8 protein-coding genes are annotated in these 13,774 nt (G+C 58.8%); 7 read left to right on the top strand and 1 reads right to left on the bottom strand.

Translation table 11 applies throughout. The annotated features are described in order from the left end of the window. Positions 1–197: 197 nt before the first annotated feature. Positions 198–551, bottom strand: coding sequence for a hydroxyisourate hydrolase (uraH, locus tag CSQ93_RS18530; RefSeq protein WP_070303439.1), 354 nt, complete (start codon positions 549–551; stop codon positions 198–200). A 121-nt stretch (positions 552–672) separates the two neighbouring features. Here uraH and puuE point away from each other — a divergent pair, with 121 nt between their 5' ends. The 7 genes from puuE (at position 673) to CSQ93_RS18565 (ending at position 13,693) form a co-directional block, all read left to right on the top strand. Continuing rightward, positions 673–1,626 (top strand): allantoinase PuuE, encoded by a 954-nt coding sequence (puuE, locus tag CSQ93_RS18535; RefSeq protein ID WP_099379302.1) that lies wholly within the window; start codon positions 673–675, stop codon positions 1,624–1,626. A gap of 99 nt (positions 1,627–1,725) precedes the next feature. Beyond that, entirely contained in the window at positions 1,726–3,192 is a 1,467-nt protein-coding gene (gene xdhA, locus CSQ93_RS18540) for a xanthine dehydrogenase small subunit (RefSeq protein ID WP_099379303.1), read from the top strand. 10 nt (positions 3,193–3,202) lie between these two features. Further along, entirely contained in the window at positions 3,203–5,548 is a 2,346-nt protein-coding gene (xdhB, locus tag CSQ93_RS18545) for a xanthine dehydrogenase molybdopterin binding subunit (RefSeq protein WP_099379304.1), read from the top strand. A 9-nt stretch (positions 5,549–5,557) separates the two neighbouring features. Continuing rightward, positions 5,558–6,625: a xanthine dehydrogenase accessory protein XdhC gene (xdhC, locus tag CSQ93_RS18550; protein WP_099379305.1), complete on the top strand. Its 1,068-nt coding sequence runs from the start codon at positions 5,558–5,560 to the stop codon at positions 6,623–6,625. A gap of 9 nt (positions 6,626–6,634) precedes the next feature. Further along, positions 6,635–7,951, top strand: a complete 1,317-nt coding sequence (gene guaD / locus CSQ93_RS18555; RefSeq protein WP_099379306.1) for a guanine deaminase — start codon at positions 6,635–6,637, stop codon at positions 7,949–7,951. Between the two features lie 43 nt (positions 7,952–7,994). Next, positions 7,995–9,482, top strand: a complete 1,488-nt coding sequence (locus CSQ93_RS18560; protein ID WP_099379307.1) for an adenosine deaminase family protein — start codon at positions 7,995–7,997, stop codon at positions 9,480–9,482. A gap of 794 nt (positions 9,483–10,276) precedes the next feature. Continuing rightward, the gene (locus CSQ93_RS18565) at positions 10,277–13,693 is read left to right on the top strand and encodes a TonB-dependent receptor (protein WP_099379308.1); all 3,417 of its coding nucleotides are present in this window, start codon (positions 10,277–10,279) and stop codon (positions 13,691–13,693) included. Positions 13,694–13,774: the final 81 nt, after the last annotated feature.

The following is a 13,774-nucleotide window of genomic DNA, read 5'->3' on the forward strand; positions in this document are numbered from 1 at the left end:
CAGGACCGTGAAACAACTTTGCGCCGATGATAGTGCTGCAACCAGTGTGAAAGTAGGTTATCGTCAGGCTTGTTATTCGCAGTAGAGAAAAACCCGATCAGCAATGGTCGGGTTTTTTTTCGTCTGGTGGTTTGTCTTGTCAGGCAGACAGGCGTAAAAAAGCAGCGCTGTGCGCTGCATTTTTGGCTTAACGTCGCTTAACTCCCGCGATAAGTCGAATACGACCATGGCGACACCACCAGCGGCACGTGGTAATTCTCATCGGTATGCGCAATGCCGAAGGCCAGGGTGACCAGGTCGATGAAACGGGGCGAAGGCAGTTCCACCCCCTGGGCAGCGAAATAGTCGCCTGCATTGAACACCAGCTCATACTGGCCCGCCTTCATGCTCTCGCCTTCCAGTAATGGCGTGCTGCAGCGGCCATCGCTATTGGTCATATCCATCTTCAATAGCACTTTTCCTTCCGGCGCAACTGAAAACAAGGCCACTTTGACGCCGGCTCCCGGCCTGCCGTGGGCGATATCGAGTACATGCGTGCTGAGTTTTCCCATTTGCTATCCTGTATATAGGGTGAGTGAATGTGCTTATCGTGCAAATCATATACCGGTGACTGCGCCTGGCTATATGATTGGGCATATAGCCAACATTGTCCTCCTATAGGCGCGCCTCCGCATGAACAATTACGAAGATTATCCACGCGACTTGATCGGCTATGGCCGCACGCCACCCCATCCACAATGGCCGGGCAAGGCCCGCATCGCGCTGCAATTCGTCCTTAATTACGAGGAGGGGGCGGAAAACAGCGTGCTGCATGGCGATCCTGCTTCGGAAACGTTTTTATCGGAAATGATCGGGGCGACAGCTTTTCCCGCACGCCACCTGAGCATGGAGTCGATTTATGAATACGGCTCGCGTGCCGGATTATGGCGCTTGCTGCGCATGTTCGAGGAGCGGCGCTTGCCATTGACGGTGTTTGGCGTCTCGATGGCCTTGAAACGCAATCCGGAGGCAGTGGCTGCGTTCCAGCAACTGGGGCATGAAATCGCTTGCCACGGCTTGCGCTGGATTTCCTATCAAAACATGGACGAGGCGACGGAGCGCGAACACATGCGCGAAGCCGTGCAGATCATCCGCGAATTGACGGGTGCCGCCCCGCAAGGCTGGTATACAGGGCGCGATTCTCCGAATACGCGCAAACTGGTGGTCGAGCATGGCGGTTTCCGCTACGACGCGGATTATTACGGCGACGATCTGCCATTCTGGGAAAAAGTGGCGTACACGGATGCCGCCGGCATGCCGGCCGTGCAGCCGCAGCTGATCATGCCCTACACCCTGGACACGAACGACATGCGCTTTGCCGCCATGCAAGGCTTTAATTCGGGTACGCAGTTTTTCGATTATCTGAAGGATGCTTTCGACGTGCTGTACGCGGAAGGCGATCCGAACGGCTTGAATCAGCCCAAGATGCTATCGGTGGGCTTGCATTGCCGCCTGGTGGGACGCCCTGGCCGTGCGGCCGCACTGGCGCGCTTCCTCGACTATGTGCAGGGCCATGAGCAAGTGTGGATCACGCGCCGCATCGATATCGCCGAGCACTGGCATGCGAACCATCCCTATGCTGTTTGAAGGGTATTGATATTGGATGATAAGTAAAATCAGTCTTTGCATATAGTTGTCCCGTATGCCGGTGTTAATCTCCTATACTGGGACTATACCGAGGCCAGCATGTCAGAACCGATCCGCTTTTATTACCGTGGTGCCGTACAGGAAGTACGCAACGCCGCCCCTACGCAGACTGTGTTGCAGCACCTGCGCGAGGACTTGCATTGCACAGGTACCAAGGAAGGCTGCGCCGAAGGCGATTGCGGCGCCTGCACCGTCGTCATCGGCAGCCTGGTGGATGGCCAGGTCGAAATGAAGGCCGTCAACGCCTGCATCCAGCTTACGCCCACCCTCGATGGCAAGGCCCTGTTTTCTGTGGAAGACTTGCAACAGCCCGACGGCGCCTTGCACCCGGTGCAGCAGGCGATGGTCGAGTGCCACGGTTCCCAGTGCGGTTTTTGCACGCCCGGCTTCGTCATGTCGCTGTGGGGCATGTATCTGGCAAAAAACGGCGAGACTCCCACGCGCTGTGAAATCGACGACACCCTGTCGGGCAATCTGTGCCGCTGCACCGGTTACCGGCCCATCATCGATGCGGCCAAACGCATGGGTGAATTGCCGCACGTCACGTTTGATCGCGATGCCCTGGCGCAGCAATTGCAGGCGCTGCAGCGCGGCAGCCTGAGCACCTATGAACATGGCGGCCAGTACTTCCACGCGCCGCGCAGCATCGCCGAACTGGTGGCGTTGCGGGTGGAAAAGCCGCAAGCGTGTCTGCTGGCAGGCTCCACCGATGTGGGCTTGTGGGTGACCAAGCAACTGCGCGACCTGGGCGACATTATTTATCTTGGTAACGTGACGGCCCTGAAAACCATCGCCATCGTTGATGGCAAGCTGCAGATTGGTGCCGGCGCCAGCCTGAACGACGCCTATGCGGCGCTGTGCGGACATTACTCAGAAGAATTGTCGGAACTGTGGCAGCGCTTTGCCTCCTTGCCAATTCGCAACGCCGGCACCCTAGGTGGCAATGTGGCCAATGGTTCGCCCATCGGCGACTCGATGCCGTGGCTGATTGCGCTGGGCAGCGAGATTGTGCTGCGCGGTCCTGCCGGCCAGCGAATCATGCCGCTGGAAAACTTCTATCTGGCTTACCAAAAGAAAGATTTGCAGCCTGGCGAATTTGTCGAAGCCGTGCACGTGCCCTTACCGCGTGCCGATGTGCATTTCCGCACGTATAAACTGGCCAAGCGCTTCGACCAGGATATTTCGGCCGTATGCGCCGCGTTTGCCTTCCAGCTCGACGGCGAGCGCATTATCGATGCGCGCATCGCCTTTGGCGGCATGGCCGCCACGCCGCAACGGGCCGCGCAAGCGGAAGCGTTTTTGCTAGGACAGGCGTGGACGGAAGACAATCTGCTCATCGCCATGCGCTTGCTGGCTGACGATTATGCACCGCTATCCGACATGCGCGCCTCGAATACTTACCGCATGACGACGGCGCAAAACCTGTTGCGCCGCTTCTGGCTGGAAACACGCCCCGGTGCGCCTTTGCAGCGCACTGCCGTCAACGCCTACGCTTGCCGCGCCTGAAAGGACCAGCATGAACCATCCTGCCACGCCCGAACTGCAAGCGGCCGCCTGGGCCGCCGTGGGCAAGCCCAGCCCGCATGAGTCGGCGCAATTGCATGTGCTGGGGCAAGCGACGTATACGGACGATATCGCCGAATTACAGGGTACCTTGCATGCGGCCCTGGGCCTGTCGCAAAAGCCCCACGCGCGCATCACGGCCATGGATTTGTCGGCCGTGCGCAGTGCGCAAGGGGTTGTCGCCGTCTACACGGCGCAGGACATTCCCGGCACCAATGATTGCGGTCCCATTATCCACGACGATCCCATCCTGGCTTTTGGTCTGGTGCAATACGTGGGCCAGCCCATCTTCATCGTGGCAGCCGATACGCACGACCATGCGCGCCGCGCCGCCCGCCTGGCACAGGTGTCGTACGAGGAATTGCCCGCGATCATGACACCGCAAGCGGCCAAGGCCGCACAATCGTACGTGCTGCCGCCGATGCAACTGACGCGCGGCAACTACCAGGCCGCGTTCGAGGGTGCGCCGCATGTGGTCAAGGGCCAGTTGTATGTGGGCGGACAGGAACAGTTTTATCTGGAAGGACAGATTTCCTACGCCATCCCGAAGGAAGCGCAGGGCATGCTGGTACTGTGCTCGACCCAGCATCCGAGCGAGATGCAGCACGTGGTGGCGCATGCGCTGGGCGTGCATTCGCATAACATCACCGTGGAATGCCGTCGCATGGGCGGCGGTTTCGGCGGCAAGGAATCGCAGTCTGCCCTGTGGGCGGCGGCGGCGTCGATTGCGGCGGCCAAATTGAAGCGTCCCGTGAAATTGCGTGCCGACCGCGACGACGACATGCTGGTGACGGGCAAGCGCCACTGTTTCTACTATGAATACGAGGTGGGCTACGACGACGAGGGCCGGATACTTGCCGCCAAGGTCGACATGACCACGCGCGCCGGCTACTCGGCCGACCTGTCCGGCCCCGTCGCCACGCGCGCCGTCTGCCACTTCGACAACACGTATTACCTGTCGGACGTGGATATCCGCGCCGCCTGCGGCAAGACGAATACCCAGTCGAACACGGCTTTCCGCGGCTTTGGCGGGCCGCAAGGCGCCATTGCCATCGAGTACGTGATCGATGAAATCGCCCGCCACTTGCAACGCGATGCGCTCGATATCCGCCTGCTCAATTTCTATGGGCGCAACGATGCGGAAGGGCGTAACGTCACGCCGTACGGGCAGACCATCGTCGACAACGTCATTCATGAGCTCGTTGCTGAACTGGAAGAGAGCAGCGATTACCGCGCGCGCCGCCGCGCCATCGACGCCTTTAACGAGGCCAGTCCCGTGTTGAAGAAGGGTCTGGCATTCACGCCCTTGAAATTCGGCATCGCCTTCAACGTCACGCATCTGAACCAGGCGGGCGCGCTCGTGCACGTGTATGTGGATGGCTCCGTACTGGTCAACCATGGCGGCACGGAAATGGGGCAGGGCATCAATACCAAGGTCATGCAGGTGGTGGCGCACGAGCTGGGGCTGGACCTGGATCGCGTGCGGGCCACGGCCACCGACACCAGCAAGGTGGCGAACACGTCGGCCACGGCGGCCTCCACCGGTGCCGACCTGAACGGCAAGGCGGCGCAGGATGCGGCGCGCCAGATCCGTGAACGCCTGGCTGATTACGCGGTCAAACTGTATGGCGGCGAGGCAGCTTGCGTGCGCTTCTTTGATAACCATCTCCACGTGAATGGTCACGTCGTTGCGTTTGCCGAACTGGTGCAGAAGGCGTATCTGGCTCGTGTGCAACTGTGGTCGGACGGTTTTTATGCCACGCCCGGCTTGTCGTGGGATGCGAAGACGATGACGGGTCATCCGTTTTCGTATTACGCGTATGGCGCGGCCGTGGCCGAAGTGGTGGTCGATACCCTGACCGGTGAATGGAAATTGCTGCGCGCCGATGCCTTGTACGATGCGGGCCAGTCGCTCAATCCCGCGATTGATCTGGGTCAAGTGGAGGGGGCGTTTATCCAGGGCATGGGTTGGCTGACGACGGAGCAGCTGTGGTGGAATGCGGCGGGCAAGCTGATGACGCACGCGCCATCGACGTATAAAATTCCCGGCATTTCCGACTGCCCAGAAGATTTTCGTGTGAAACTGTTCCAGAACCGCAACGTGGAAGACAGCATCCACCGTTCGAAAGCCGTGGGCGAGCCACCATTGCTGCTGCCGTTTTCCGTGTTCTTTGCCATTCGCGACGCCATTTCCAGCGTCGGCCATCACGCCGTGCAGCCACCGTTGAATGCGCCAGCCACCAGCGAGGAAATCCTCAAGGCGGTCATGGCCGTGCAAGCGGTTTGCGCTAGCGCATAGGAGCAGAGGATGAGCGACTGGCTGACAGCAATCGAGAATGACACGCAGGCATCCGTGCTGGTGACGGTGGCCCTGGTGGAAGGTTCCGGACCGCGCGAGGCAGGGGCGAAGATGCGCGTCACCCTTGAAGGCCAGGTGGATACCATCGGTGGCGGCCACCTGGAATTGCGCGCCGTGGAAATCGCCAAGACCATGCTGGCGACAGGAGACACGCATGCGCGGCTCGAGCGTTTTGCGCTGGGCCCCAGCCTGGGGCAATGCTGCGGTGGCGTCGTCCACCTGGCGTTCGAGTATATCGATGCCAGTCTGAAAGAATTGCTGGCCGCCTTGCGCGAACGACGCCAGCAAGACAGCTGGCGTCTGACGGCACTCGACGGCGACGCCGCGTCGGCGCTGTTCGATGCGGCGGGCACGTTGATCGCCGGCATGCCAGCCCAGGCACCCGACACGTTTTCACGCGAACGTAGTACCCATGTCGCTCAGGATGGCAAGGGCCGGCGCTGGCTGGTTGACCCTTGCCTGGCGCCGCGCGCGCACCTGACCTTGTTTGGCGCCGGTCATGTGGGCGCCGCCATCGTGCGCGCGCTGGCCCACTTGCCCTGCAATATCACCTGGGTCGATGAGCGCGAAGACATGTTTCCTGCGCAACTACCCGATAATGTGCGCATCGCCGCCACCGATACGCCCGAGGAATTTGTCGCCATGGCGCCGTCGGGCGGCAGTTTTCTTGTCATGACGCATAGCCATGCGCTGGATCAACGTTTGACGCAAGCCATCATGGATCGCGAGGATGCAGGCTGGTTCGGCTTGATCGGTTCGCACACGAAACGCAAGCAGTTCGAGCACCGCCTGCAGGCGCGCGGCGTGCCGGACGAGCGCATTGCCGCCATGGTGTGCCCGATCGGCATGCCTGGCATCCACAACAAGGCGCCGGCCGTGATCGCCGCGTCCGTTGCCTGTCAATTACTGATGGTGTGGGAGGAAGCGGCTGCCGCCGCCCTGGCCGCACCGCTGCGGCTGGCCTCTGCCAGCGCGCCACCGCGGCGCCCAGCACGCGCCGCCATTCACCCGTTATAGAAAGAAGTCATGCCGATTGTTCCTGCCACATTGCAAGCTTACCGAGCCAGCTTGCTGCACTTCCACGCCGATCCCGCCTTTAGCGAGGACGCGCACGCCTGGCATGCCGATGGCTTGCTGATCGTGGCCGATGGCAAGGTCGTGGCAGCCGGCGATTATGCGCAACTGCAGCCGACTTTGCCGCCCGGCACGCAGATCGTCGATTACCGGGGCAAGCTGATCGTACCCGGTTTCATCGATACGCATCTGCATTTCCCGCAGACGGAAATGATCGCTTCGCCCGCGCCGGGCCTGCTGCCGTGGCTGGAAACGTACACATTCCCCACCGAGCGCGCGTTTGAGAATCCCGAGCATGCGCGCAACGTGGCCGAGTTTTTCCTCGATGAACTGCTACGCTGCGGCACCACCACGGCCATGGTGTATGGCAGCGTGCATCCGCAATCGGTCGATGCCTTCTTCAGCGCCAGCGAGGCGCGCGGCTTGCGCATGGTGGCGGGTAAGGTCATGATGGACCGCAATTGCCCAGAGTTCCTACGCGATACAGCCGAGTCCGGCGCGCGCGAAAGCGAGGAGCTGATCCAGCGCTGGCACAAGCACGGCCGCTCGCTGTACGCGATCACGCCTCGTTTCGTGCCGACATCGACGAATGAACAGATGCACCTGGCGGGCGAGCTGGCGCGCGCCTACCCGGATACCTATTTGCAGACGCATGTATCGGAAAACGAGGATGAATGCCGCTGGGTGCGCGAACTGCATCCGCAGTCGCGCAGTTACCTCGATGTGTATGACCAGTACGGCATGCTGCGCCCGCGCGCCATGTTTGGCCACTGCATCTGGCTCGACGAGCGCGACCGCGCACGTATGGCGGAAACGTCTTCGGCGGCCGCCATTTGTCCTACGTCAAACCTCTTCCTCGGTAGCGGGCTGTTCGATTTCGAGCGGGCCGATGCGGCGAAAGTGCTGCTGTCGCTGGCGACCGATGTGGGCGGCGGCACCTCGTTCTCGATGTTGCAAACCATGAACGAAGCCTATAAAGTAGCACGCTTGAAAGGCAGCTATCTGCCCGCCTTGCGCATGTTTTACCTGGCGACCCTGGGCGCCGCACGGGCCATGCAGCTGGAAGGCACCCTCGGCAATTTTACGGCAGGCACGGAAGCGGACTTCATCGTGCTCGACAAGCAGTCGACGCCGTTGCTCGAGCGCCGCACGGCCGGCTGTCAAAGCCTGGAGGAATTGCTGTTTGCCTTTGCGCTGCTAGGTGACGACCGCGCCGTGGCCGCCACCTATTCAGGCGGGCAATGCGTGCATGTGCGGGGGCAGGGCTGACCTACCCGTTGTTCAACACGAATTATCCTGAGCGAGAACGCGAATGCACAAGAAACTCACTGGCCTGGCGCTTGGCGCCGCGCTGGCATTGACTGGAACGGCGCAGGCCGCCCCGTCTTCCAATGAAGCGGCCACCGCGCGCCACTTTGCCGCCCTGGTTGCCGGTGCGCAGCCGAAGACAGCCGAGTTGAGCCTGTTCTTCTCCATGATGCCCAAGGGCGGTGATCTGCATCACCATTACTCGGGCGCCATTTACGCCGAGCAATTCCTCGACTGGGTCGACAAGGAAAACTATTGCGTCAACAAGACGACGTACCGCATCGAAAGCAACAAGGACGTCGTGGCGGCCGAGCGCGTCAAGCCGGCCGCGCAGCGTGGATGCCTGTCGTCTACGGAAGTGTTTGCCGATGCGGGCCTGTATGCGGAATTGCTGCAGCGCTGGTCGACCAAGGATTTCTATAACCATGGCGCCATCCAGACGCCGCCGGACCGCACTTTTTTTGACACCTTCGGCTACTTCGGCCCCGTGGCGTCGAGCAACACGGCTGACGGCTTGAAAACCCTGAAGCAGCGCGCCATCGCGGAAAACCTCAGCTACATCGAGACGATTTTCGAGCTGTCGCCATTCGTGCAAAACACGCAGTTCGACCAGCAGGTGCTGACGCCGGGCTTGCCGCCGGCAGCGTTGCAAGCCGTGCTGGCCAACTGGACGCAGAGCCTCGAGCAGGATGCCAGCTTCCAGAAAAGCATCACTGCCTACAACGACAACGTCAACGCCAGCAGCGCCGGCATCGACGATGCGAACTTCACCATGCGCTACCAGGCGTACGTGCTGCGATTCCTGTCGCCATCGCAAGTGTTCTCGTCCATGGTGGCCGCGTTCAAGGCGGCCAGCCTGAATCCGCTGCTGGTGGGCGTGAACATCGTGGGCCAGGAAAGCGTGAACGTGTCGATGCGCGATTACAGCCTGCACATGGAAATGTTCAAGTTCCTCAAGGCAAAATACCCGAACGTCAAGATCGCCCTGCACGCCGGCGAGCTGGCGCTGGGCATGGTGCCGCCGGAAGGCATGGCGTTCCATATCGCCGAAGCCGTCGATGTGGCGGGCGCCGACCGTATCGGCCACGGCATGGATATCGCGTACGAGCACAATGCGCTGGCGACCATGCAAAAGATGCGCGAGCGGGGCATACCCGTGGAAGTGAACCTGACCAGCAATGATTACATTCTCGGCATCAAGGGCCAGGCCCATCCGATCACCCTGTACCGCAAGTATGGCGTGCCGTTCGTGATTTCCACCGATGACGCGGGCGTCTCGCGCAATACGCTGTCGAATGAATACGTGCTGTTTGCCAGCCAGTACAAGACAGATTATGCGGAAATCAAAAAACTGTCGTACAACAGCCTGCGGTATTCCTTCCTGGCTGATGCGGACAAGCAACGTCTGCTGAAGGCGCTCGATGCCCGTTTCACCCGCTTTGAAGCGCAAATTGCCGCGGCCGACAAGGCAGGCAAGAGTATGAAACCGTAAGTTGCATGACGTTAGCAAATGATACTCTTTGAGCGGCCGGATCTTCCGGCCGTTTTTCATTTGTCCCCTCAACTCACATCAATGTTCTTTTGTTAATTTTGTGGCGGCCATGCGACACAAATGACGGCAGATGCACGACTTTATCTAATTTCCTGGATGAATCAATTTCAAGTACATATTGCTCATTTATAATCTCGCGCCATAAGCCCGGACGCTGTCAGCACGATATCAATCCAGCTAGTTACCCCATGCTATTTATACTTAAAATATATAAATATGTAAAAAAAAACGTATTTGTCATCCATTTTTTGATGATGCATAGTGGGATGAGTGTGATATTAAAAAGTCACAATTCGTATGGCTGATAGCGTATGAAGATGGGTATTTGCAGTAAATACAGGTGAGATGCAGAGTGAAACAAATAGTCGCGCAACTAAATGACGACATTCCTCTGCATTTTGCCGCCGTGTCACAGTCTTGAAATATTTAACAATTACACTCGCGACTTGCCATGTTAGCCGGGTAAGCATGTCGGGTGAATGATACAGGTGCTAGCGCCCTGGGTCGTACGGATCGGTCGCAGTTTTTTCCGCCGTTATTGTCTGAATATGAATGGTTGTGATGTGTGGAGCGGCGTTTTGTGATGGTCTTGTCAGGACCGCAGCCAGTCCAGCCGGCGTAACAGTTGCAGCATCGTAAAGAGGAGATCTTGTGTTTGTGTTGCTGTGCGGCGCAGCCGGATGGTGGGGCAATCCAGGATTTTCAAAAAATAATAGTCTTTTCTGGGGTTAAAGATGATCAATCACAAACGGCTTCGGCTAACGCAAATCGCGTTCAGTCTGTCTATTGCACTGGCGACGATACCATCGATCGCACAGAACACGACCTCGGCCATCAGCGGACGTATTTCGTCCAATGACGGCAAGCCTGCAGCTGGCGCACAGGTCAATATCGTTCACGTTGAATCTGGCTCGGTCAGCAATGTAACCACCGATGCCGAAGGCCGCTATGTTGCACGTGGCTTGCGCGCAGGCGGTCCTTACACGATCACCATCACCAAGAATGGCGAAGTGGAAAAACGCGAAGGCGTCTTCATCCAGCTGGCGGAAACGGCCAGCGTCGATGCGACTCTGGGCGCGCAGATGCAAGTGGTGAATGTCAGCACGAACGCCATCCGCAACCAGGTTTTTAACCGCAACAACATGGGCGCCGGCACCAATATCAGCCCGACCGAACTGGCAACCCAGGCATCGATCTCGCGCAGCTTGCAAGATTACGCCCGCGCCGACCCGCGCCTGTCGCAGACTGACAAGGAACGCGGCGAAATTTCCGTCGCTGGCCAGAACTCGCGCTACAACTCGATGACGATTGACGGCGTGGCCGTGAACGACACCTTCGGCCTGGAAGCTTCCGGTACCGCCACTGGCAAGCAACCGATCTCGATCGAAGCGATCCAGTCGGTGCAAGTGAACGTGGCCAACTATGACGTGACGCAAAAAGGCTATACCGGCGCCAACATCAACGCCGTGACCAAATCCGGTACCAACAAGGTCAAGGGCAGCGTTTACTACGTGTTCCGCAATGACAGCACCGCTGGCGACCGCTACAACGATACCACCGGCCAATACTACGCCCCGCCAAAATCGAAAGACACCACTAAGGGTATCACCCTGGGCGGCCCACTGATCGAAGACAAACTGTTCCTGTTTGCCAACTACGAAGAAACCAAGAGTTCGCGCGGCGCCCCGGCCTTCGGTCCTGTCGGTAGTGCGCAGACCAACGTCGCGATTACCCAATCGGCCATCGATGGCGCTATCGCCATCGCCAAGGACAAGTACGGTATGGATATCGGCAGCTTGGCGATTCCTGGTGGCTCGGCATTCACGGCCAAGGAAAAGCTGCTGAAACTGGACTGGAACTTGACCGATACCCAACGCATCATGTTGCGTTATGCCAAGACCGAGCAAGCTGAACCGATCTACACCGGCTTCTCGCCGACGGGCCTGTCGCTGAGCTCTTACTGGTACAACCAGGAAAAGAACCTGGAAACGCTGGTTGGCCAATGGACGGCCGAATGGACCCCAACGTTCTCGACCGAAGTCAAGGTATCGTCGCGTAAATATGACAGCGTGCCTAAAAATAATGCTTACCTGCCAGCCATGGGTTTGCAGTTCTCTGGCGCGCTGCCGGATGGTGCGCCAGCCAGCCTGGCGACCGGTAACCGCTTCCTGAACTTTGGTACGGAACAAAGCCGTCAGATGAACGTGCTGGGCACCAAGACCAAAGATTTCTACGCTGCCGGTACCTGGGCGCTGGGCGATCACGAAGTCAAGTTCGGTACGGATTACAGCAAGAACGATGTCTATAATGCATTCTTGCAAAACGTTAACGGTAACTACACCTTTGGCTGTATCAACAGCAGCGCCAAGGTCACGTACTCGTTCGGTACTATCGATTGCGGCAACAAGGCCACGACCGCAGCGCAGATCCAAGCTGCCGTACTGGAAAACTTCCGCCTGGGCCGACCAAGCTCGTATAGCTATCAGGTTCCGCAGCCTGGCCGCACGTTGGCTGACGCCACTGCAACGTTCTCGCTGAAAAACATCGGCCTGTTCGTGCAAGATACCTGGGACGTCAGCAAGCAGCTGACCATTAGCGCCGGCTTGCGCATTGACGGTACCCGTATCGGCGAAAAGCCCATCTACAATCCGACCGCGGCGCTGCCAACGGTCGCACGTACCAGCCAGTTCGGTCGTCAAACCGGCGGTTTCGGTGTGGATAATACGCGTACCATCGACGGTGAAAATCTGTATCAGCCGCGCGTCGGCTTCAATTACAAGTTTGACTCGGCACGTCCGACGCAAGTGCGCGGCGGCTTCGGCTTGTTCCAGGGCGCGGCAGCCAGTGTCTGGCTGGGCAATCCATACCAGAACACCGGCATGGCCACGCAAAACTACACCTGCTCGTCTTCGGCTGGTACCTGCCTGGATACGCCTGGCTTCTTCAATCCTGATCCAACCAAGCAGCCTACCAATCTGGGTCCGGTGATCCCTGCAATGAAAGTAGACTTGCTGAGTTCCGATCTGGCGCAACCTTCGGTGTGGAAAGCCAATCTGGCATTCGAACATGAATTGCCATGGATGGGGCTGATCGTAGGTGCTGAGTACCTGCGTCTGCAAACCAAGAACTCGATCTACTACCAGGAGCTGAACCTGGGTGCGCCAACGGCAACCGGTAGCGACGGCCGTCCGCTGTATTATGGCGCGAACGCGTACAAAGCGTCGTGCTGGAACGCTTCGGGCAGCTTGATTGGCGGTGCATCTTGCAGCGCCTTGACCAAGGCAGGCAGCAATGCTGCGTTTGGTCAAGTTCTGATGGCCACGAACACCGACAAGGGTGCATCGAACGTGCTGACCTTGTCGCTGCGTAGCCCGCTGCGCGAAGGCCTGTCGTGGGGTTCGTCGTACACCTACAGCGATGCCACTGAAGTGTCGCCGCTGACGTCGTCGACCTCGAGCTCGAACTGGGGCGGCCGTGCCGTCTTCAACCCGAACGAAAACGTCGCGTCGAACTCGAACTACATGGTCAAGGACCGCTTCACGGCGAACGTCAACTGGCAAAAACGCTTCTTCGGCGAGTACAAGACCACCTTCGGTCTGTTCTATGAAGGCCGTAGCGGCAAGCCATACAGCTGGACCATCAACAATGACTTGAACGGTGACGGCCTGGCCGGCAATGACTTGATGTACATTCCTAAAGCCCCAGGTTCGGGTGAAGTGGTGTTCTCCGGTGCCACGCCAGCGGCACGTGCCGCCAACGAAGCGGCGTTCTGGAGCGTCGTCAACGCGAATGGCGACCTGCGTAAGGCCAAGGGCGGCGTGATTGGCCGTAACGAAAGCTTTGCACCATGGACCAACAGCTTCGACGTGCGTCTGAGCCAGGAAGTGCCAGGCTTCTTTAAAGGTAACAAGGGTATCTTCACCTTCGACATCCTGAACGTCGGTAACATGATCAACCGTAAATGGGGCCGTATCAATGAAGTGGCCTTCCAATCGGCTGGTGGTCAGGTGCGCAGCTTCGTCGACTACGTTGGTATGGAAAACGGCAAGTATGTGTACAACACCCGTCCTGTGGTGGAAAGCCTGGAAACGCGCCAAGCCAAGGGCGAATCGCAATGGGCACTGCAAGCGACGATCAAGTACGAGTTCTAATCTCGTCCTTGCCCCGTAGCTTGGCAAACTAAAAAACGGCTGGTGGCGACACCAGCCGTTTTTTTATAGACAAGATGGTTT

Source organism: Janthinobacterium sp. BJB426, assembly GCF_002735705.1.
Classification (GTDB): Bacteria; Pseudomonadota; Gammaproteobacteria; order Burkholderiales; family Burkholderiaceae_D; genus Janthinobacterium.